Origin of the sequence: Halobacillus alkaliphilus, from assembly GCF_900113125.1 — a bacterium.
GTDB classification, from domain to species: Bacteria; Bacillota; Bacilli; order Bacillales; family Halobacillaceae; genus Halobacillus; species Halobacillus alkaliphilus.
Genome location: NZ_FOOG01000010.1, coordinates 40,624 through 61,128 on the forward strand (window position 1 = coordinate 40,624; position 20,505 = coordinate 61,128).

Below are 20,505 nucleotides of genomic sequence, written 5' to 3' on the forward strand. Positions count from 1 at the left end.
TTTTCTACTCTTCGAAATATCTTTGAAATGTGTAAAGAGGGGTTTGGCCTTCAAGGGCCTTGAATATCATACGGTTATTCTTTTGATTAATCGTCACCGCATCAATGTCTTTATACTCTTTATTTTTCGTTTGTTGTTCGATACTCGCCTTTACTTCATTCATTAATCCTAACGTCTGACGGCTGCTCGTCTTTGTATAAACGATTTCCTGTGATGTTTCTAACATCTTTTCAGCAATCGATTCCTCAATACCAAGTGTTTGAAATAGCTGGTTCATAGATCCTTTTATTACATTATCAATATTTTCAAACTGTGGGCTTTCCAATCCAAACAACGTGAGATTTAAAGCTGTGCTATTATTCATTAAGATTAAACACTTACGCCCATTCACCTTAATAAGATTAGCTTGCCATTGGTATATCTGAGGTATCTGTTCATACTCTTCTGTGCTTTCAATTGTCTTATCTATTTGACTTTGTAACTTTTTCGTAGCTCCGATAACAAACAAAACCAATTCTCCTCATCTCATTAATATACGTTAATTGTAACAGTTTCTGCTACTATTCCCTACTAGGATCACCTGTGTATTTGATAACTATTTCTTCCATAGTTTTTCTTTTTCTTTATTGCGCCAGCCAAGCATCTCCTTAAAATACCCCTCAATTCATTGGCTTTATTATAATAGACAAAAAAGAAGAACCGCTAAACGGCTCTTCTTTTCTAAGATTTCGATCTTCTGGCAAAATCAACAAATTGAAACTTATCAGGTCTGTGTCTGGATTCAGTAAATTGAAATAACGTAGCATCAGCAAGATACACGTGGCTTCGGATTACCACTACCTGTTCATGCCCCTTTAGATCTAAATAGTTACGATCTTCCTCAGTTACTGGTTCTACAACAATTTCTTTTTTTGCAAAACTTATAGTAAGCCCCAGTTCATTTTCAATGTACTCATAGATAGAGTCCTCAGCAATCTCACTGGTCAAACCTGGAACCATATCTTCTCGAATATAGTCCTTATCAAGAATGATTTTTTCACCATTGATCTCTCTTGCCCGGATAATCTTCCAAAGTTTATGATCCTGCGAACAGTTTAGCTGCTCTCCAATTAAACCATCCGCCTGCCTTAAGGTGAGATTATGGACAAATGTTCGAAAATCCTTCCCCAGTTGATTAGATAACTCTTTAAAACTCGTCAGACCTGAGACAGGAAACTCAAACTTGCCATGATCCAGTACGACGGACCCCTTCCCTCTTACCTTTTGAATATAGCCATTTTGGGCAAGAAGATTTAAAGCTTTACGGATGGTTTCTCTTGAAGTGCTAAAACGGCTCGATAGTTCATGTTCAGAGGGAAGCGTATCTCCTGGATGAATGCTGCCTCTTTGGATCTCTTCTACAAGATCATTATAAATGACTAAAAATTTATTTTTCATTTTCATCACCATTCGTATTTTATCATACTTGGGTAATGTGATAGACCACTGATTCGTAAGGGCGAAGCTTTACATCGCTTAGGTCTTGACTGACATCATCATAGTTACTGATCATAACCTCTGTTTTACCTTCAAGTTTTAAGTTTTCAGGTAAGCTGAAGGAAGTTTCAGAACCATAAAAATTATTGATTACTAACAATCTTTCCCCATTCCATTGGCGCAGATAAGCAAATAGCTGTTCATCTTCCGGAGTCAACAGTTCATAGTCTCCGAATGTAAGGATATCATTTTCTTTTCGAAGCTGGATCAGTTTCTGATAGTAATGAAAAATAGAGTTCTCGGTGTTCTTCGCTTTTTCAGCATTAATAGATTTGTAATTATCGGCCACTGTAATCCATGGATTACCTGAGGTGAAACCAGCGTTTGGTTCATCATTCCATTGCACTGGTGTACGAGAATTATCTCTGGATTTTTGTTTCAAAATCTCAAGGATCTTTTCTTCACTAACACCTTTTTCACGGAATTCTTTATACATATTAATTGATTCAACATCGCGGTACTTTTCAATAGAATCGAAGCCAGGGTTAGTCATCCCGAATTCTTCTCCCTGATAAATATAAGGTGTCCCCTGCATCATATGAATCGTTGTCGCCAGCATCTTAGCCGATTCTTCCGGATAATTGACTTCATCTCCAAAGCGTGACAAGACCCTGGGCTGATCATGGTTGCACCAGAATAAGGCATTCCAACCGTTTCCTTTATTCATTTCACGCTGCCACTTAGATAGAATCTGTTTTAGATCGTGGAAATCGAAGTCGGCAACGGTCCATTTTTCACCATTTGGATAGTCTACTTTTAAATGGTGGAAATTAAATGTCATACTTAGTTCGTTACGGTCAGGTGCTGTGTACTGAATACAGTGTTCCACGGTTGTAGAGGACATTTCTCCTACCGTCATCAAATCATATGGAGCAAAAACTTCCCTGTTCATTTCCTGCATGTACTCATGGACACGCGGCCCGTCTGTATAATATTTACGACCGTCGCCTGGTGCCACACTACCGTCATCATCCGGGTATTTCTGATCTTTGGAAATGAGATTAATGACATCAAGCCGGAATCCATCAATTCCTTTCTCAGCCCAAAAACGCATCATTTGATACAATTCATCTCTTACTTGTTCATTCTCCCAATTCAAATCCGCTTGTGTGACATCAAATAAATGTAAATAATATTGTCCGGTCTTTTCATCATATTCCCATGCGTTGCCGCCAAATTTCGATTGCCAGTTCGTAGGCGCTCCCCCGTCTACTGGATCACGCCAAATATAATAGTCACGGTAAGGATTATCAACTGATTTTTGAGATTCCTGAAACCACTGGTGAAAAGTGGATGTATGGTTGACCACAAGATCCATAATAAGCTTCATTCCACGGTTGTGCGTCTCTTCAAGCAGTTGTTCAAAGTCCTGCATGGTTCCATATTCATCGTGAATGTCGTAATAGTCACTAATGTCATAGCCATTATCATTTTGTGGCGATTTATACATTGGGGTCAGCCACAGCACATCCACCCCTAGTTCATTTAAATAATCCAGCTTCTCAATGATGCCTTGAATATCTCCAACCCCATTGCCGGTTGTATCATTAAAGCTTTTTGGATAGATTTGATAAACAACTGCTTTTTTCCACCATGGTTGTTCAATCACAGTAACGCCTCCTTACACATCTTTTTTACGTTTCGCGTATAAATAGGTACCTACAAGCGGTAGGACGATAACAATAACCATCCCGATAATAAAGTCGAACCAATAATCGGATACGATGGAAAAGATACCCGGGATTCCTCCGACTCCAATTGAGTTTGCGAGTACACCCTGAGCTGAAATATACAAACCAGCGATTGCTGATGAAGAAATAGCGATGATAAACGGATATTTAAATCTTAAGTTTACACCAAATAAAGCAGGCTCCGTAATACCCAGCCATGCGGAGACACCAGAAGATAAACCAAGACCTTTCAGCTTCTCATCTCTTGAGGCAAGCATGATCGCAAAAGCAGCAGATCCTTGAGCGATGTTGGAAAGGGCTAGCATCGGCCATAAGAACGTTGTATTTGTACTACCGATCAATTGGATATCAACCGCTAAGAAAGTATGGTGCATACCTGTAATAACAAGTACTCCGTAAAGTGCACCGTAAATAAGTCCGCCAAGTGCAGCAAAGTTATCAAAAATAGATACAAGTCCGTCTGTAATAGCATTACCGATCGCAAATGTAACCGGTCCGATGAACATGAAAGTTAAGAAACCTGTTACAAGTAAAGCAACTGGACCGACTACTAATAATTGAATGCTATCTGGTACACGCTTTCTCATGAAAACTTCGATCTTCGTTAATACATAGGAAGCAACTAGTACAGGCAGTACTTGTCCCTGATACCCTATCTTTTCAATTTCCCAGCCAAAGAGATTCCATGTAGGAACCGTGCCTTCTTTTACGGCTTCCCCGTAAGCCCAAGCATTCAGTAATTCCGGATGAACAAGAATAAGACCCATGACTATACCTAAAATTGGACTCCCACCGAATTTTTTAACAGCAGACCAGCCAATCAGCCCGGGTAAAAACGTAAAGGCCGTATTCGCTATAATGATAATCATGTTAGCAATATCTGACCACTGTGGATAAACGTCTATAACAGATTGCTCGTCCCAGAATATTCCTGGAGCTGTAAGTATGTTGTTTATACCGAGCAGCAAACCAGCTGTAACAATGGCTGGAAGAATTGGAATAAAGATATCGGCTAACGTTTTAATTGCTCTTTGAAGTGGATTCATCTTTTGTGTGGAAGCTTCTTTTACTTCTTCTTTAGATGATTCCCCAATTCCCGCTAAAGCCACAAATTCTTTATAGACTTTATCTACGGTACCTTGCCCTACCACGATTTGAAATTGACCGTTGGTAGAAAAAGACCCTTTCACGGCATCAATATTGTTTAATTTTTCCTGATCGACAATGCCTTCATCGTGAAGGGCTAATCGAAGTCGGGTGACACAATGAGTAGCAGCTGATAAGTTTTCTTTTCCACCTATTGCTTCCAAAATCTGCTCGGCTTGCTCTTTGTGATTCATTTTCATTCCTCCCGAGTGTGGGTTATTTTTTCTTGACGCTCACCAATGTTGCTTGAGCCACTGAAGCTTGAGTTTCACTCGCAGCCTGAACCACGTAATCATCACTTTTTGTAAAAATGATAGGTGTGATTATACTTTATGCCTCTTCTTCCATACCGACGGTTTCCAAACCAATGTGAATAAGGGTTCTGCTTCTTTTTCCGCTTTAATCCCTACCGCATGCATGGTATGGAAAATTTGTATCACCTCTCCTTTCACTGGATTAAAAATCATTCCATCAGCTGGTGCGATGACAATGCCTTTTCTCCTCATGTTTTGAGAGAACACAGGGGTCGGCACTCCTTCCAGAGCTACAACCTTGCAACTCTTGGGTCCGCTAAGCTAACCTCCCATTTTTATTTCCAAAAAGCTTCATGAACGTGAGCCTTCCTCCAAAATCACAAACTTGTATATACATCAATTACTTATGATTATAATTTGTATATACAAGTTTTGCAACCGTTAACAAAACATTCATAGTAGTCATCTATCACTCTTTTATCTTTCCAAAACCTGGTTACATAACCTTTTTAACAACTTCATACTAATTTTTAGGGAATAAAATTAATTTCCTTTTATATACCAGGAATTCGTGGTATAAATTTAGAGTGTCGAAATACTCGTTTTTTGGAAGAAGTGATTTCTATCCTACGGACAAAACATCAAACACAAAAAAATTTATGGATTATGTGGTTTGCCAATTTTTTCATTGCTGGAAGTATCACAATGGTTTTACCATTTTTGTCTTTATATATTGATCAATTAGGTGATTTTACAGATTCATTTGTTCAAACGTGGTCTGGATGGATCTTTGGAATTACCTTTGTGACCGCTTTTATTTTCTCTCCGATCTGGGGCCGCATTGGTGATCGATACGGTAGAAAGAATATATTGATCATGTCAGCTGTAGGTCTCGCCGTTTCTGTCCTACTTATGGGTTTTGTTGCAACGGTGTGGCAATTATTCTTACTAAGGTTGTTTATGGGGATTTTCACAGGATTCATTCCTATGTCTCAAGCGCTTATTTCAACTCAGACACCAAAAGAAACGGCCGGACAAGTTCTTGGAACCCTTCAGACGGGGAGCATAACAGGAAGCTTACTTGGACCTATGCTCGGCGGATGGATTGCTGACCATATCGGATACGCCACTACATTCCAACTGGTATCGATAACCGTAGCCCTATCCGCTGTGATCGTTTTCCTCGGTATTTCAGAGGAACGGGTGGAAAAAGAAGGAGTAAACGAGAAAACAAGCTATAATTCAAAAGAAGTACTTTCTCACATATTGACACACCCTGTACTTCTAATCGTTATGGTTATTTCCTTATTTGTTCAAGTAGCTCACTTCAGTATTCAACCGATCCTGTCACTATTTGTAGGAAATTTACATGGACCTGAAAATTTAGCTCTTTTCTCTGGAATTGCCTTTTCGGCTGCTGGATTAGGTAACCTGCTGATGGCCAAACGATGGGGAAGACTATCGGATCGCAAAGGTTATATTAAAATATTAATCTTCCTTCTTTTTATGGCAGGTATCGTGTATCTCCCCGCTGCGTTTGTAACAAATATATGGCAGTTGGTAATATTACGTTTTTTGTTAGGGATATCCATTGGAGGAATTATCCCTGTCCGAACAGCCTATATACGCCAGGAAGCTCCTCTTGCTATGCAGGGGGAAGTACTTGGATATAATACAAGCCTTCGTTTTTTAGGAAATATTATCGGCCCTGCTATGGGCGGTCTTTTGTCGGGAGCATTCGGGTTTTCAGCCGTATTTTTCGTCACAAGTACTCTCCTGATCTCTTGCGGATTTCTCTTACTCATTACAAAACAAAGACATCCAAAATCAGTGACTCAGACCGCCTCTTATTAGATGGGTTTGCTGTTCCTTATCCTTTGAATCTGTTAAATCTCCCTGTAAATCTTATAGAAAAGCTCCCGTTTGTTGAAGACTCAGTTTCGAGATATCTGTTGAGTGGAAGGTCCTCCAGGGTACGATTTCGCTTTCCGCGGGCATGAGGTGAGCTTCCTCGGGCTTAACAGCCCTGCGGGATCTCACCGATCATGTTCATCCCGCAGGAGTCTACATCGTCCCCCTCCGGACCTGCCGAATCTGAGACTCGAAACCACCTAACATACTGTTTGCTAGATGAGAAAAAAGCATGGGGTGATGAGATTATTTTCATACTATAACGATGTGAAAATGCTTGTTATAGAGCATTTCAGGACCTATTTAGGAGGTGAGCATTCTCTCTTGGAAAGGGTCCGTTATTTTCACGTGGCTGGGTTGGCGAAGGAAACGACGAGACTCCCGCGGGAGAAGGAGCTAGGCGAGACCCCACAGGGAGTGAAACGAGCGAGGAGGCTTGCCAGTTCCCCCGCAGGAAAGCGAGTTGTTTCCGCAGCCAGCCTCATCGAATTTTGGGCAACAGACCAAAGATATCTTGAAACTGAGTCTTCCACAATCATGCTCTATGGCTTAATAAAACCTCTTGTGAAAAATTAGTAGCCCCTTTTAACAAAGCTATATTTAATGTGGAAAATATCCCTGTCTGTTAATATATGTGTATAGACATATTAGGAGGGATTGGATGAAACAAGCCTTGCTCGTTATTGACTATACGAACGACTTTGTAGCTCCTGAAGGGGCTTTAACTTGCGGAGAACCTGGGCAGAAGATCGAAAGAAGCCTCACTAAATTATGTAAAGAATTCTTGTTCAATGATGATTTTACGGTACTCGCGGTGGATCTCCACGAAGAAAATGATCCTTATCACCCAGAAACAAAGCTTTTCCCACCTCATAATATTCGAGGGACTGAAGGCAGACGATTATACGGGGAAATCCATCATTTGTACGAAAGGAGTCAGTTCAAACCGAGCCTCTACTATATGGATAAAACCAGGTATAGCGCTTTTGCAGGAACAGATCTTGATATAAAACTGCGTGAACGAGGAATTACAGATGTTCATTTATCAGGGGTCTGTACGGACATCTGTGTTCTCCATACAGCTGTTGATGCTTACAACCTTGGCTATAATCTTACAATTCATAAAGATGCTGTAGCCAGTTTTAATCAACCGGGTCACGAGTGGGCACTCGGACATTTTGAATCCGTACTAGGAGCCACTATTAAATAAACCTAAGACCGTCTTAGAAGTTAAGGCGGTCTTTTTATTTTTATATATTTTCAAACCGGCTCCACTATATTCCCTATTAATGGATGTTATGGTATAGTATTTCGAGTGTCTAACTATTTCATTAGAAAGGAAGGGACATAGAATGAATGAGAGCCCCTGCGCTTCCAATAAACATTTCCGTACGGTACTCATTTTAAGTGCCTCTATACTAATCGTTGTTATGAATACTACCATGTTTAATATTGCCTTACCGAATATCCTTAGAGACTTCTCTTTACAACCCTCAGAAGGGGCCTGGATCGTATCGGGATATTCTATTGTACTCGCGATTTTTACTATTACATTCACTCGTCTTTCTGATTACCTTCCCATACGAAAGCTCCTGACCATCGGTATTTTAATCTTCGGTTTATCTTCCATTCTTGGCTTCTTTGCTGACTCCTATCTATGGCTGTTAATTGCGAGACTTTGCCAAGCCTCTGGCGCAGCAGCGATTCCCGGGTTATCAATGGTGTTCGCCGGAAGGTATATACCAATGTCGCGCCGGGGAAGTGCTTATGCGTTAACTGCTTCTGCTACTTCATTAGGTTTTGGTCTTGGTCCTGTAGCAGGCGGTTTTATTACGGATTATTTAAGTTGGAATTTTTTATTTATCGTCACTATTTTAGTAGTTTTCGTCATCCCTGTTCTTTTTAAATATATGCCTTTAGAAACTTCTACGAAAACAAGTTTTGATGTTGTGGGCGCCTTGTTATCTGGAATCAGCGCCACCTTATTTCTCTTATATATATCAACATTCAACAGCCTGTACCTTTTTGGCGGTATGCTTTCTGCTGCTCTGCTCTGGTGGCGGATCAATAAAGCATCCACGCCTTTTATACAGCCTGAGTTAGTGATGAACCGACATTACCGCCGCATTGTTTTTATGAGTTATATCGGGTTCACTCTCCATTTCGCTGTGTTATTCTTAATGCCTATTATGCTTGAACAAGTATATGATCGCGGTGCAGCTGCCATTGGGTTAATCATCTTCCCAGGAGCCATGCTTTCTGCGGTAGCTGCTATTTATGTTGGCCGGCTCATTGATGCTTATGGAAACATCAAAGTACTTTTCCTGGCTCACGGGCTTTTACTAACCTCCGCTCTTGTATTTTTCTTGTTAGCCAGAGTAAGCCCTTATATGATTATGGTGGCTTATATGTTTACTAGTTTTGGCTTTTCAAGTCTATCTTCCAGTTCAACAAACGAAGTGTCTCGAATATTACCCAGCGAGCAAATTGGAGCAGGTATAGGATTGAAACAGCAGGTCCATTTTATAGGCAGCGCCACTGGATCCGTACTGGCTGGTATCTTGCTTGAGCTGAATCACCAGCCTTATACTGCTCAGAATTTCAGCCTTCCGTTCGGTATTCTAATCGTGCTCATGCTTGCTTCAAACGTTGTTCTGATGGTTTATTCTGTTAGAATTAGGAGGTTTACACCTGTTCAAGAAATTGACATTTGAAATTTAAGATCGAATCGAATATGATTGAGTATGGACATTTATGCTAATAACTGATATATAGATCCAATATAGGAGGAATCACTTATGAGCTCAAAAGATTATCGAGTTCTGCTGTATTATAAGTATGTCGACCTTCCTGATTATGAAGAATACTGTCAAAACCACCTGAAGTTCTGTAAAGACCTCGGTCTTAAAGGACGAATTATTGTAGCTCCAGAAGGAATAAACGGAACCGTTTCCGGCACCGTAGAACAAGTAGAGGAATATATGGACTTTGTCCGTTCAGATGAACGTTTTGCAGATATCCATTTCAAAATGGATGAACATGAAGGCCACGCCTTTAAAAAGATGCATTGCCGAGTGAAACCAGAACTTGTAAACTGGAGCATTGAAAATGATGATATTGATCCTAAAGAATTCGGTGGAAAACACGTAAAACCAAAAGAATTTTATGAACTTCTTCAAGAAGATGACACGGTGGTTATTGATGGGCGTAATGAATATGAATACCGTATCGGTCATTTCCGTAACGCGATCCGTCCAGAAGTGAACCACTCTCGCGAGTTTCCAGAATGGATTGCTGAGAACGCAGATCAGTGGAAAGATAAGCGAGTGATCACCTACTGCACAGGTGGAATTCGCTGTGAAAAGCTGACTGGAATCTTGAAGAAGAATGGCGTAGATGATGTCTATCAGCTAGAAGGTGGAATTAATACGTACAGCAAGGACCCTGAAGTAAAGGGTCAGCTTTTTGATGGTAAAATGTACGTGTTTGACGAACGTATCTCTGTACCTATTAATCAGGTAGATGAAAAAGTTGTCGCAGAGTGTGAACACTGCGGTAAACAAGAAGACCGCATGATCAACTGCAGTAACCCTGTGTGTAATAGACAATATGTTTGTTGCGAGGACTGTGAAGAAAAGCATCACGCGGCATGTACAGCAGAATGTAAAGAGCATCCGGAAAACCGCTGGGATGCTGAACGTAAAAAACAAATTGATAAGTACGATAGGATTTCTAAATAACTTCTAAATCTGCGTAAAAAAAACTCGCCTTGACTCAAACTCAGGCGAGTTTTTTAGTTTGTTTCTTTTCATCAAACACATAATCGGCTGTAACTAGAAGGAAGGTAAAAAACCATTCTGACCACAGCACCATGGTCACTTGGGAGACAAGTTCATCTACCGTGTAAATCGTCAGCCAGGTGAATAATAGATCAACGAAAAGACGCCAAATCAAGAACACATAAGGAGAAGGTTTACCATATGAGCTAATGGTTTTAACAAGCTTAGCTGCCGCTTCAAAGAATAAGCCCAAAATAGAAATGAGCACTCCAAACAAGAGCAGGGACCAGCCGGACTCGTACGAAACCCCCATCAATTCAAATAATCCAACCATTCCTAAGAAAAAGACGCCAAATACTGTGGTTACTCCAAGCAGAAGCAAGAAACCCACACTTATAAAAACCATGGATTTATCTTTTCTAAAAGAATGACGAAACCTATGTTTTTTCATTCTTCTCCTCCCTCATAGTCCCCAGTGTATCCTTTAACTTCCACCTCAGGTCATCCATATTATGGATGACCTGAGGTGGAAGTGTTTGGAAGGGTTTACCTGATCTTAGTATTAGTTTTCTATATGGATATAGCCTTCTATATCGCTAAGGCGCCCATTTTTCAGATAAATCCCTGAGTTTTCAGCAATTCCATATCCTTTGGTTACTTCAGTCCCCTGTACAGCCGCCTTGAGATTTACTTCCTCTTCCCATTCAAGATAATGGGCTGAAACTACTGCATCCAATAGAAGACCTAACCCCTTTTCAAAGAGCTGGACTTCTTGAACGTTATCGTTAGGAGAAATAACACATTTTTCTGGGGAGATCAGTGCTCCCGCTGAGAACCCGGCTAAAGGTCTCCCTTCTTCAAACAAATTTCTCACTACCTCCCCTACCGACGTTTCTACAATAAATCTCCTGTATAAAACAGTGTCTCCTCCCCCTATGATAACTGCGTCTGACTCTTTAAGAGCTGCTAAATCCTCTGAAGAATATTCGTTTCTTAAAGGCAGATAATAAATTTCAGAATCGGAGATACCTAAACAATCGGTGTAAAGGGGAAGATAGTCGGCAGACCCCTCCCGCTCAATATAAAGGACCGCAATTTTGCTTCCCTCGACTAATCCTTTAAATTCTTCTCCAAGGTTCGTCGTAAAGGGCGGCCCCGAACCAAACAAAAATAAATGTGTAGAACCTTTCATACTTCCTTCCCTCCCTTTTCAAACATTTTAAAACGAACTGTGAAAGTATGAACTGGTACTATTTTTTTGTTCGGTGAGCAGCGTGATAAGCAGAACCAATTCCTCGATCAAAGGACAAGGCATAGACGATGGCGCTGGTTACAAATGACTTCGCCTTCCGAACCGCCTCTTCTACTGTTTTTCCTTTCGCAAGTTCAGCTGCAATGGCGGCGGAATAAGTACAGCCTGCTCCGCTTGTATGAACGGTTTCTACACGCTCTGATTCAAGCTCTACCATACTTGTCCCGTCAAACAAAATATCAACAGCAGGATAGTCTTTTAAAGCACCGCCTTTAACAAGAACATAATCCGGTCCAAGGCTTTGCAAGTCGCGCGCCAATGCCTTCATATCCTCAGGACTTTCCGGTACAGGAGCCTCTAATATCCGGGCAGCTTCCTGCAAATTCGGAGTGATAATTGTAGCCATGGGCAGCAGTTCCTTCACAAGCGTTTCAATAGCTTCATCTTTTAACAGTTGTGACCCCATTTTCCCTACCATGACTGGATCAACGACTATATTTCTGACTTCAGAGTAACGAATCAGTTCAGCCGTACGCTTAATAATATCTTCGGTAAATAGCATCCCTGTTTTAAGAGCGTCTCCCCCCACATGTTCAAGAGAAGCATACACCTGTGCTTCAATCGCTTCTATAGACTGGGTGAAAATTCCTTGATCAGTTGTTTTATTATTAGCCACAATGGCTGTAATAGCGCTCATGCCATACACATCAAACTCTTCGAATGTCTTTAGGTCAGCCTGAATTCCAGCACTTCCTTGTGACGCAGAGCCTGCAATGGACAATACTCTTGGTATACTCATACTTTATTATCCCCTCTCGTAATCTTATTTAAATTGTAACAAATACTTTTTTCCAGAATCTATTCATACCTTATTTTTTTACTGTAAAATTAACAACATGAGGAGGGATTAAACAATGCAGACCTTTACCGAGAATGTCCTGAAAATCATTAAGCTGATACCTGAAGGAAAGGTGATGACCTATGGGCAGATTGCACGGCTAGCCGGCAACCCTAGAGCAGCAAGACAAGTGTCCAGGCTCCTTCACTCCATGAGCAAAAAACACGGCCTGCCGTGGCACAGGGTAATTAATGCCCAAGGTAAAATTGCCATTCAAAATGAGGAAGGTGCAGAGAATCAGCGAATAGCTCTTGAAGATGAAGGAATTCCCGTTATTAAATGGAGAATCAACTTGCAGGAATTTCAAGCAAGTGCTTCCGAACTCCCTATTGATTCTAAATTTCTGGAAGATCAATTATAATATATGGTTACATATGCAATTGGAGGTTTTCTATGTTTGAAATCAAGCCCTATCCCGAATTGTCCTGGTCCCTTTCGCGTCATAAGACGATGCTGACATGTCTGCGAAAATATGGCTATGATTACTATTTTTCACATAATGGGTGGCTGAAAGATGCTGACTCCCTTGCCCGACAAACCTATCGATTGAAGAAAATTACAAATCTGGAGATGCACTTTGGAAGTGTCGTTCACGACCTGATCTATCAGACCATTCAGCAAGTTCTTAAAAATCAGCACCTCCCGGATGAACAAGCCCTCACTGAAGAAATAAGGAGGCATTTAAATCGCGGTTTCATTGAATCCACCCGAAAAGAGCATTTATGGATGAACCGGCCCAAACACTACACTATGCTTCACGAGATTTATTATAGTCAATCCAATAAGCTTCCTGAGGCTAAAGTTAAGAAGATAACGGATCGGCTTCACACTACGGTTAAGAATTTTTACTCCAGCCGTTCTTTTAAGGACGTATTAAATAAAAAGCACATGCGTTTTATCGAGGCGGAGGATTTCCGTTTTATGAAAGCCAATGGAGTTAAGATTTTTATTGTGATGGATCTTGTCTATAAAGACTTACAAAAAGATCAATGGATCATTGTGGACTGGAAAACCGGTAAAGCTTCCGATGAAGATCGAAACCAGCTCGCTCTTTACGCCTTATATCTAAAACAGAAATATGACATCCCATCCATTGAAGATATTGTTATCCGGAATGAATACTTACTGGAAGGTACCCATATTGAATACCAACTAAAAGAACAGGATTTAATCAATGTCCAGCATTTATATCAAATCAGTATGGAGCAAATGAAAGCTTATCTGGAAGATCCCTCTAAAAACAAGCCTCTTCCGATTGAGAATTTTCCCATGCAGGAGGACCCTCGGGTCTGCGCTCGCTGTAACTATCAGGAGCTGTGCTTTCCATAATTCATCCTCCTTTTAACCTGTCCCTATGTTTTAAGCTCTGAAAAAAAGGCTAAATAAGGAGTGGACAACATATCTATCGGAAGGAGTCGTTTTAGCATGCAAGTACTAGTAGCAGGAGCAAACGGACATACAGGCCGTTTACTTATTCAATATCTAAAAGAAGATGGTCATGAGCCATTTGGTTTGGTACGTAAAGAAGAACAGAAGGCAAAGATTGAAGAACTTGGAGGTACTCCAGTATTAGCAGACTTAACCAAGGATGTAGGTCACGCCATTAAAGGGAAAGATGCCGTTATCTTTGCAGCAGGTTCCGGAGCAAGTACAGGGGCCGACCAAACCGAAGCGGTTGACCGTGACGGCGCCATTAATTTGATCAAACACACTGAGAATTTAGGCATTAAAAAATTCATTATGTTGAGTACCATGGCAGCCGGAGACCCGGAGCGCGGCCCAGAAGAATTGAAGCATTATTTAGAAATGAAGGGCGAAGCGGATGAGTATTTGAAATCCACAGAGCTTGATTATACTATTGTTCGCCCAGGTGGACTGACTCATGAAGAAGGAACGAGCAAAATTGAAGTAGGCGAAACAGTTGAGCAAGGCTCCATTCCTCGCGCGGATGTTGCCAAAACCATGATTGCAGCTTTACAAGAACAAAGCGTTTTCCATAAAACGTTTGAAATGATCTCAGGCGACACTCAAATCGAAGAAGCTTTACGCTCTCTATAATTAAGATTAAAAAAGCCATCTCCGCCTGGAGGTGGCTTTTTTGTTTTTTGTTATTTTGGAAAAGATTCGAGAAAAAATAGAGAAAAACACGGAGCAGCGGCGTGATTTGATATAATATACATAGTTATGCGCTTTAAAGGAGTTGTGCACATTGAAAGGTTCATTAATTAAACAACATCGCAAGTTCAATAATATGACCCTGGAAGATCTGGCGACCGGGATATGTTCGGTCTCTTACCTGAGTAAAATTGAACATAATACCATAAATGCCAGTGAAGAAATATACAGACTCCTTGGAGAACGTTTAAATATAAAACTGAACGATATTAACCAGGATTTTGATGAAAAGATTTATCAGGACCTTCTGGAGTGGCATGAAGCTGCTCAACTAAGAGACTTGTCTTTAATGGATGATTTAAAAAGAAAATGTGAGCTGGCTCTGGAAGATAATCATAACGTGGAATTAGTACACCTATATAAAATCTTTCAAGCTCGTCACATTCTTACTAAAGAAGATCAACTGCTTAGCAAGAGTTTACTCAAAGAGTTGGCGGACATTTTCCCTGATTCTACGCTAGAGTTCCAATTTTTCTATCATAAAACATTAGGAATTAATCACTTAATGCGCGATGAGGTAAAGGAAGGTCTACATCATTTTTTGCAAGCCAATAAACGTATGGAAAAACTCCCCATAAGTGAATTTGAGAACTTCTTTCACCTTTCGCTTGCCTATTTAAAAACTCGTTCGTCTATTGAGTCCATTTATTACGGTGAGAAAGCTATAGAAGGGTATAAAAATAATCTTAATTATTCTAGACTAGTTGACACTTTCATGATCGTTGCCTTGAACTACAGATACTTGAACATTCATTCCGTCGCAGAGGAATATTTCCTTAAATTGCTCAAGTTTGCTAAATATCACCTTCCCCAGTTGGAAAAAAGAAGAATATTTCATAATCTAGGTTATATCTACGTCAACCAAGAAAAATATCAAGAAGCCTTACATTATTTACAAAAGGCTCAGGATATTGAAACGTCTGAAAAATATTTTGAGATTAGCACCCTCTACCTTCTCGCCTCTACAAATTATTACTGCAACGACATGAATGCTACGTGGGATTATATTCGTTTAGGCGAGCAAGAAGCAATCGATTCTCATAGTATATTTTTCAAGCATAAATTTTCCGTGTTACGTCACACCATTAACAATACGACTCATAACGATGAATTCATCGACCAGCTTGAAAATGAAATCATACCAAGTATGCGAGAGTTAAATGAATACGAAGATTATAAAACCTACCTGGAAATGCTCGGTAATATTTTTTACCAAAAACGATTATATAAGAAATCAGCCATGTGCTTTAAAGAAGCCAACAACTTCAGGTTTACCCAAAAAAAAGATTTGTTATAAAAAAGCCGGGGACTTAGATGTCCCCGGCTTTTACATGCGAACTAAATTCTTTTTCCAATTTCGGAACTCCAGTTCATTAAATTTAGCTTCCATTTTTTCATCATCAATATAAAACAGAGCGTCCTCCAGGGAACAGTTAACACCTGCTTCACAATTAATTCTGGCAAGCTGTCTGGATAAGTGAAGCATTTCTAGATCTTGCTCAATCTTGGTACGCTGCCCCTTTGTTAATTTATCTAAATTTTCAAGAATACCTTCAATGGTCTGATGCTCCATTAAAAGTTTGAGAGCCGTCTTTTCACCGATCCCTTTTACTCCAGGATAGTTATCACTACTGTCTCCCATTAAAGCTTTTAAATCAACCATTTGAGAAGGTGTAATCCCTTTTTCTTCGTAAAAGGAGTCTTGATGATATTCAGCATAATTACCGTAGCCTTTTTTTATTAGGACTACGTGAACATTGGGCTGCAATAATTGAAGCAGGTCCTGGTCACCTGTAAGCAGAAACACTTGAGAGTGCTCACTGTAAAGGCGGCTTAATGTTCCCATACAATCATCTGCCTCATAACCAGCCTGCCCTACATTTGGTATATTGAGAGAGGCGACCACCTCTTTAGCCAGATCAAATTGTGGAATCAATTCCTCTGGAGGTGCTCCTCGGTTAGCTTTATAATCTGGAAATAAATCATTGCGGAATGTCTGACTCCCCATATCCCAGCAGCAGACGACATGCGTAGGCTGATACGTTTCTATAGCTGTAAAAAGGTGCTTCACCATACCATAGACTGCATTGGTTGGTGTACCCTTACTATTAATCATATAGTAATTGCTCATGGCTGTAGCATAGAAAGCACGGAATAACAAAGCCATCCCGTCTACAACCATGATTCGGTTCGTTGTTGTCATTCACCTGTTCCCCTTTATTGATAAGTTGACTCTATTATAACAAAAAGGAGCAAGGAGGCACCAAAACGTTTATACCACTCTATTATTCTAATAATTGACAAAATTTTGTTAACATGCTAGTTTCAAGATAAGTGTCTACTCTTTACATAAAGTTTTTTGTAAGCGTTTACACTTTACTACACATTGAGGAGGAGTAAGAATGGTCTATGCATTTCCGAATACGGAAGGATCGATTGTCCAATACAAAGAGCGTTACGATAACTTCATTGGTGGTAAATGGACGCCCCCAGTAAACGGGGAATACTTCGAAAACGTAACTCCTGTCACAGGTCAGAATTTCTGTCAGGTAGCCCGTTCCACAGAAGAAGATGTGGAATTGGCTGTTGAAGCTGCCCATCAGGCAAAAGAAGCCTGGGGGAAAACCTCCGTGACCGAACGATCGCTGATCCTTAATAGAATCGCAGACAGGATGGAAGAGAACTTAGAAAAATTGGCAGTAGCTGAAACTTGGGAAAACGGAAAAGCGGTACGGGAAACTTTAAATGCAGATATCCCTTTAGCTGTGGATCATTTTCGCTATTTCGCATCTGTTATACGTGCTCAGGAAGGGTCAATTGGCGAAATTGATCAAGATACAATTGCTTATCATTTCCACGAGCCTCTAGGAGTCGTAGGTCAGATTATTCCGTGGAACTTCCCTATTTTAATGGCCACCTGGAAGATTGCGCCAGCTCTTGCAGCAGGGAATGCAATTGTACTAAAACCAGCCGAACAGACTCCAGCATCGATTATGTACTTACTCGAATTGATTGAAGACCTCCTTCCTGCCGGTGTACTAAATATAGTAAATGGATTCGGACTTGAAGCAGGTAAACCTCTTGCTCAGAATCCACGCATTAATAAAGTAGCTTTTACTGGTGAAACCACAACCGGACGAATGATCATGCAATATGCTTCCCAGAACATCATCCCTGTCACGTTAGAACTTGGAGGAAAATCGCCAAATATCTTCTTTGAAGATGTGATGCGTGATGATGATGACTTTTTAGATAAAACCATTGAAGGTATGGTCATGTTTGCTTTAAACCAGGGCGAGGTCTGCACATGTCCATCAAGAGCTCTTATACAGGAATCAATTTATGATCAGTTTATGGACCGTGCTATTGAACGTGTAAAAGCCATCAAAACAGGTAACCCACTGGACCCTGAAGTTATGATGGGAGCTCAGGCCTCCTCTGAACAGCTGGATAAGATCTTATCTTACCTGCAAATTGGCAAAGAGGAAGGTGCAGAATGCCTTGTAGGCGGCGAAAGGAACCAGCTGGACGGAGATTTTAAAGATGGTTACTATGTGAAGCCTACCATGTTTAAAGGAACCAACGATATGCGTGTCTTTCAGGAAGAGATTTTTGGACCTGTTCTTTCTGTTACCACTTTCAAAGACAAAGAAGAAGCCATGTCCATTGCAAACGATACACTGTATGGTCTGGGAGCCGGAATATGGACGCGGGATATGAATACGGCCTATCGTTTCGGACGGGGAATTGAAGCCGGTAGAGTCTGGACCAATTGTTATCATACTTACCCTGCCCATGCAGCCTTCGGTGGATATAAAATGTCTGGGGTTGGGCGTGAGAACCATAAAATGATGTTAAGCCACTATCAACAGACTAAAAACATGCTCGTCAGCTACAGTCCTCAGAAACTAGGATTCTATTAATCTGAAGTGAGGAGGTGACAAAAGATGGTCGAACGTGTGACTGCGACGGATGCCGCCCTCGAATTAATTGATAAGCTGAAAGATAAGCATGGACCTTTGATGTTTCATCAGTCCGGAGGGTGTTGTGATGGAAGTTCGCCAATGTGTTATCCAGATGGTGACTTAATGATAGGCAAGCAGGATATTCTTTTAGGTGAAATTGGTTCTTCCCCCTTTTATATAAACAAAAAACAGTATGAATACTGGAAGCATACACAATTAATTATTGATGTGGTAGATGGGCGCGGAGGAATGTTTTCTTTAGAAGGTGTAGAAGGAAAAAGATTCTTATCAAGGTCTCGCGCTTTTACCAAAGAAGAAGCAGCTGAACTTCAAAGCGCAGAACTATAAGGAACAGCCCTCTTTATTGCATGAAGAGGGCTGTTTATATTGTTTTTTTTCGAAGAAACTGCAGGAGAATATGGTTATAAATAACTGGCTGATCTTTATGAACAGAGTGGCCGGCAAAAGGAAGAACCGCTTTATGAATATAAGGATAAGCTCCGTAAATGGAAGCGCCAGATGCTTCATACTGAACGGACTCCCCCGCTATAAAAAGCACAGGCACCCTCAGGTCAGCTAAACCTTCGGATAAATAAAACGGATACCAGTCCGGGTTTCTTGCCAGGTAAATAAATTCTCTCCAGTTTGTATTATGAAGGAGGTTGTAATAATCTATCTGAGTCTTATCTCGAAGTAAACGCCTTTGTTTCTCTGTTTCTTTTCTATGCAACTGCTTCCAACGGGCAGGTTTTTTGGGATAAATGCCAGAAACCGTTAAACTCTTTACTCTGTGAGGGTGATTTCGGGCCAGTATAATCCCAGCAAATGCCCCTAAATCACTGCCGATGATGTGAGCTTCCTTCACTTGTAAATGATCCATCGTTTCAGCAAGATCCTGAGCTGTAATCTCAAAGAAATGATTAAATTCATCACTGAAAGAATTGCCGTGGCCCCTTAAGTCAGGAAGGATTACCTGAAACTGATCACATAACTGGTCGCACTGGTATTCAAAATCTGTAATCCCTGTTTCCAGTCTGCTATGCAGAAATATTACTGGCTCCCCTGTTCCTTTAATAGTGGTGTGAAGAATCATTGAATCCCCCTCTATTCGACCTTTTAAATAATTTAATGGTTTCTGTAACCTCACAGCCGTTCCGTTGAAGCACGGAACGCATAGGGTGGTTGTTTACACTTGTAGCTCCTACACTATATAAGGCGCCAAATTCTTTCTTCAACATATACAACCCCTGTCTATAAAGAATCGAACCTTTCCCTTGCCCGCGAGCTTCCGGAACCAGTCCAAAATAAAACATCCGACCTTCATATTCTGTACCGGGCTCAATGTGAGGCATTACCACACCAATAGCTTTCTTATTTTCATAAGCTACATTACACGTATCTATGTAAGAAGAACCCAATTCTTTTGTTACGCTTCCTAACTGTTCATCCATACTTAAATATGACGAAGCGTTTAAAGACCCTTCCATAGCTCTTTTCCATACGTCTTTAAAGTGATCCAAAGGAATATCTCTCAGTGATTTTATAGTAAAAACTGCTGCCTCATCCAACAGTTTGCTGAGATCAAATCGTACAAAGATTTTCTCATCATGAAATTGGAATTGGCAGGATTTTAGATGCTTCTCGACTTCTGTTGATCGATCGCTGTTCACTAGAATAGTTAGATTGTCCGCCTGCTGAATATCTTTATCTGTAACTAAGAAATCCGTTAACTGACAAAGTTCATGGTCTGTTAAGTGGCTCGTTTCTTCTATGGTTATAAAATTATCCCCTATTACAAATTTGACTTTTTCATATAAATTTTGCTTTTGTCCCATAAATCCTCCTAAGATTTTACTTCTACACTGTTCCCCTATCATCCTACCTTATCTGAGCCAGAT

General features: G+C 40.5%; 20 protein-coding genes and 1 pseudogene. 10 read left to right on the forward strand and 11 right to left on the reverse strand.

Annotated elements, in window-relative coordinates; translation table 11 throughout:
* Window positions 1–4: 4 nt before the first annotated feature.
* The 5 genes and pseudogenes from BMZ06_RS07920 to BMZ06_RS07940 form a co-directional block, all read right to left on the reverse strand.
* Window positions 5–508: a DUF6933 domain-containing protein gene (locus BMZ06_RS07920; RefSeq protein WP_089751518.1), complete on the reverse strand. Its 504-nt coding sequence runs from the start codon at window positions 506–508 to the stop codon at window positions 5–7.
* A gap of 212 nt (window positions 509–720) precedes the next feature.
* Entirely contained in the window at window positions 721–1,437 is a 717-nt protein-coding gene (gene treR / locus BMZ06_RS07925) for a trehalose operon repressor (RefSeq protein ID WP_089751519.1), read from the reverse strand.
* A gap of 22 nt (window positions 1,438–1,459) precedes the next feature.
* Window positions 1,460–3,142: an alpha,alpha-phosphotrehalase gene (gene treC, locus BMZ06_RS07930; protein ID WP_089751585.1), complete on the reverse strand. Its 1,683-nt coding sequence runs from the start codon at window positions 3,140–3,142 to the stop codon at window positions 1,460–1,462.
* A 15-nt stretch (window positions 3,143–3,157) separates the two neighbouring features.
* Entirely contained in the window at window positions 3,158–4,567 is a 1,410-nt protein-coding gene (gene treP, locus BMZ06_RS07935; protein ID WP_089751520.1) for a PTS system trehalose-specific EIIBC component, read from the reverse strand.
* Between the two features lie 129 nt (window positions 4,568–4,696).
* Window positions 4,697–4,927, reverse strand: a pseudogene (locus tag BMZ06_RS07940) (PTS glucose transporter subunit IIA); the annotation flags it as partial.
* A gap of 366 nt (window positions 4,928–5,293) precedes the next feature.
* Here BMZ06_RS07940 and BMZ06_RS07945 point away from each other — a divergent pair.
* The 4 genes from BMZ06_RS07945 to trhO all read left to right on the forward strand — a co-directional run bounded on the left by BMZ06_RS07945 (window position 5,294) and on the right by trhO (window position 10,278).
* Window positions 5,294–6,481, forward strand: a complete 1,188-nt coding sequence (locus tag BMZ06_RS07945; protein ID WP_089751586.1) for an MFS transporter — start codon at window positions 5,294–5,296, stop codon at window positions 6,479–6,481.
* A 718-nt stretch (window positions 6,482–7,199) separates the two neighbouring features.
* Window positions 7,200–7,748: a cysteine hydrolase family protein gene (locus tag BMZ06_RS07955; RefSeq protein ID WP_089751521.1), complete on the forward strand. Its 549-nt coding sequence runs from the start codon at window positions 7,200–7,202 to the stop codon at window positions 7,746–7,748.
* Between the two features lie 142 nt (window positions 7,749–7,890).
* Window positions 7,891–9,252: an MFS transporter gene (locus tag BMZ06_RS07960; protein ID WP_089751522.1), complete on the forward strand. Its 1,362-nt coding sequence runs from the start codon at window positions 7,891–7,893 to the stop codon at window positions 9,250–9,252.
* Between the two features lie 84 nt (window positions 9,253–9,336).
* Window positions 9,337–10,278 carry an oxygen-dependent tRNA uridine(34) hydroxylase TrhO gene (gene trhO / locus BMZ06_RS07965; RefSeq protein WP_089751523.1) on the forward strand — a complete coding sequence of 314 codons (942 nt, stop codon included), beginning with the start codon at window positions 9,337–9,339 and terminating at the stop codon, window positions 10,276–10,278.
* Window positions 10,279–10,318: 40 nt separating this feature from the next.
* Here trhO and BMZ06_RS07970 read toward each other — a convergent pair whose 3' ends face one another.
* From BMZ06_RS07970 to thiD, 3 genes are all read right to left on the reverse strand, one after another.
* Window positions 10,319–10,768: a regulatory YrvL family protein gene (locus BMZ06_RS07970; RefSeq protein ID WP_089751524.1), complete on the reverse strand. Its 450-nt coding sequence runs from the start codon at window positions 10,766–10,768 to the stop codon at window positions 10,319–10,321.
* A 111-nt stretch (window positions 10,769–10,879) separates the two neighbouring features.
* A complete protein-coding gene (locus tag BMZ06_RS07975) occupies window positions 10,880–11,509 on the reverse strand; it encodes a Type 1 glutamine amidotransferase-like domain-containing protein (RefSeq protein WP_089751525.1) in 630 nt (209 codons plus the stop codon).
* A 58-nt stretch (window positions 11,510–11,567) separates the two neighbouring features.
* Window positions 11,568–12,368: a bifunctional hydroxymethylpyrimidine kinase/phosphomethylpyrimidine kinase gene (thiD, locus tag BMZ06_RS07980; RefSeq protein ID WP_089751526.1), complete on the reverse strand. Its 801-nt coding sequence runs from the start codon at window positions 12,366–12,368 to the stop codon at window positions 11,568–11,570.
* A 115-nt stretch (window positions 12,369–12,483) separates the two neighbouring features.
* On the opposite strand from thiD, the gene BMZ06_RS07985 reads away from it, so the two are divergent.
* From BMZ06_RS07985 to BMZ06_RS08000, 4 genes are all read left to right on the forward strand, one after another.
* The gene (locus BMZ06_RS07985; RefSeq protein ID WP_089751527.1) at window positions 12,484–12,828 is read left to right on the forward strand and encodes an MGMT family protein; all 345 of its coding nucleotides are present in this window, start codon (window positions 12,484–12,486) and stop codon (window positions 12,826–12,828) included.
* A gap of 32 nt (window positions 12,829–12,860) precedes the next feature.
* Entirely contained in the window at window positions 12,861–13,796 is a 936-nt protein-coding gene (locus BMZ06_RS07990; protein WP_089751528.1) for a PD-(D/E)XK nuclease family protein, read from the forward strand.
* Between the two features lie 96 nt (window positions 13,797–13,892).
* Window positions 13,893–14,525, forward strand: a complete 633-nt coding sequence (locus BMZ06_RS07995; RefSeq protein WP_089751529.1) for an SDR family oxidoreductase — start codon at window positions 13,893–13,895, stop codon at window positions 14,523–14,525.
* A 151-nt stretch (window positions 14,526–14,676) separates the two neighbouring features.
* A complete protein-coding gene (locus BMZ06_RS08000) occupies window positions 14,677–15,939 on the forward strand; it encodes a helix-turn-helix domain-containing protein (RefSeq protein WP_089751530.1) in 1,263 nt (420 codons plus the stop codon).
* A 30-nt stretch (window positions 15,940–15,969) separates the two neighbouring features.
* Here BMZ06_RS08000 and BMZ06_RS08005 read toward each other — a convergent pair whose 3' ends face one another.
* Window positions 15,970–16,845: a 5'-3' exonuclease gene (locus tag BMZ06_RS08005; RefSeq protein ID WP_089751531.1), complete on the reverse strand. Its 876-nt coding sequence runs from the start codon at window positions 16,843–16,845 to the stop codon at window positions 15,970–15,972.
* A 199-nt stretch (window positions 16,846–17,044) separates the two neighbouring features.
* On the opposite strand from BMZ06_RS08005, the gene exaC reads away from it, so the two are divergent.
* The gene (exaC, locus tag BMZ06_RS08010; protein WP_089751532.1) at window positions 17,045–18,565 is read left to right on the forward strand and encodes an acetaldehyde dehydrogenase ExaC; all 1,521 of its coding nucleotides are present in this window, start codon (window positions 17,045–17,047) and stop codon (window positions 18,563–18,565) included.
* 24 nt (window positions 18,566–18,589) lie between these two features.
* Window positions 18,590–18,955 (forward strand): DUF779 domain-containing protein, encoded by a 366-nt coding sequence (locus BMZ06_RS08015; RefSeq protein ID WP_089751533.1) that lies wholly within the window; start codon window positions 18,590–18,592, stop codon window positions 18,953–18,955.
* 34 nt (window positions 18,956–18,989) lie between these two features.
* Here the strand turns inward: BMZ06_RS08015 and BMZ06_RS08020 are convergent, their stop codons facing one another.
* Both BMZ06_RS08020 and BMZ06_RS08025 read right to left on the reverse strand, forming a co-directional pair.
* Window positions 18,990–19,700: an alpha/beta fold hydrolase gene (locus tag BMZ06_RS08020; RefSeq protein WP_089751534.1), complete on the reverse strand. Its 711-nt coding sequence runs from the start codon at window positions 19,698–19,700 to the stop codon at window positions 18,990–18,992.
* Complete coding sequence (locus BMZ06_RS08025; protein WP_089751535.1) at window positions 19,678–20,442, reverse strand: GNAT family N-acetyltransferase; 765 nt, start codon at window positions 20,440–20,442, stop codon at window positions 19,678–19,680. Before BMZ06_RS08025 ends, BMZ06_RS08020 begins: the two co-directional genes overlap by 23 nt.
* Window positions 20,443–20,505 lie beyond the last annotated feature (63 nt).

What these genes read in the sequence shown, in the direction of transcription:
- BMZ06_RS07975 (WP_089751525.1), bottom strand. Translation starts at nt 11,509, where the DNA reads ATGAAAGGTTCTACACATTTATTTTTGTTTGGTTCGGGGCCGCCCTTT.
- BMZ06_RS08025 (WP_089751535.1), bottom strand. Translation starts at nt 20,442, where the DNA reads ATGGGACAAAAGCAAAATTTATATGAAAAAGTCAAATTTGTAATAGGG.
- BMZ06_RS07960 (WP_089751522.1), top strand. Translation starts at nt 7,891, where the DNA reads ATGAATGAGAGCCCCTGCGCTTCCAATAAACATTTCCGTACGGTACTC.
- BMZ06_RS07995 (WP_089751529.1), top strand. Translation starts at nt 13,893, where the DNA reads ATGCAAGTACTAGTAGCAGGAGCAAACGGACATACAGGCCGTTTACTT.
- BMZ06_RS08015 (WP_089751533.1), top strand. Translation starts at nt 18,590, where the DNA reads ATGGTCGAACGTGTGACTGCGACGGATGCCGCCCTCGAATTAATTGAT.
- BMZ06_RS07985 (WP_089751527.1), top strand. Translation starts at nt 12,484, where the DNA reads ATGCAGACCTTTACCGAGAATGTCCTGAAAATCATTAAGCTGATACCT.
- thiD (WP_089751526.1), bottom strand. Translation starts at nt 12,368, where the DNA reads ATGAGTATACCAAGAGTATTGTCCATTGCAGGCTCTGCGTCACAAGGA.
- BMZ06_RS07955 (WP_089751521.1), top strand. Translation starts at nt 7,200, where the DNA reads ATGAAACAAGCCTTGCTCGTTATTGACTATACGAACGACTTTGTAGCT.
- BMZ06_RS08020 (WP_089751534.1), bottom strand. Translation starts at nt 19,700, where the DNA reads ATGATTCTTCACACCACTATTAAAGGAACAGGGGAGCCAGTAATATTT.
- exaC (WP_089751532.1), top strand. Translation starts at nt 17,045, where the DNA reads ATGGTCTATGCATTTCCGAATACGGAAGGATCGATTGTCCAATACAAA.
- trhO (WP_089751523.1), top strand. Translation starts at nt 9,337, where the DNA reads ATGAGCTCAAAAGATTATCGAGTTCTGCTGTATTATAAGTATGTCGAC.
- BMZ06_RS08005 (WP_089751531.1), bottom strand. Translation starts at nt 16,845, where the DNA reads ATGACAACAACGAACCGAATCATGGTTGTAGACGGGATGGCTTTGTTA.
- BMZ06_RS07970 (WP_089751524.1), bottom strand. Translation starts at nt 10,768, where the DNA reads ATGAAAAAACATAGGTTTCGTCATTCTTTTAGAAAAGATAAATCCATG.
- BMZ06_RS07990 (WP_089751528.1), top strand. Translation starts at nt 12,861, where the DNA reads ATGTTTGAAATCAAGCCCTATCCCGAATTGTCCTGGTCCCTTTCGCGT.
- treR (WP_089751519.1), bottom strand. Translation starts at nt 1,437, where the DNA reads ATGAAAAATAAATTTTTAGTCATTTATAATGATCTTGTAGAAGAGATC.
- treP (WP_089751520.1), bottom strand. Translation starts at nt 4,567, where the DNA reads ATGAATCACAAAGAGCAAGCCGAGCAGATTTTGGAAGCAATAGGTGGA.
- BMZ06_RS07945 (WP_089751586.1), top strand. Translation starts at nt 5,294, where the DNA reads ATGTGGTTTGCCAATTTTTTCATTGCTGGAAGTATCACAATGGTTTTA.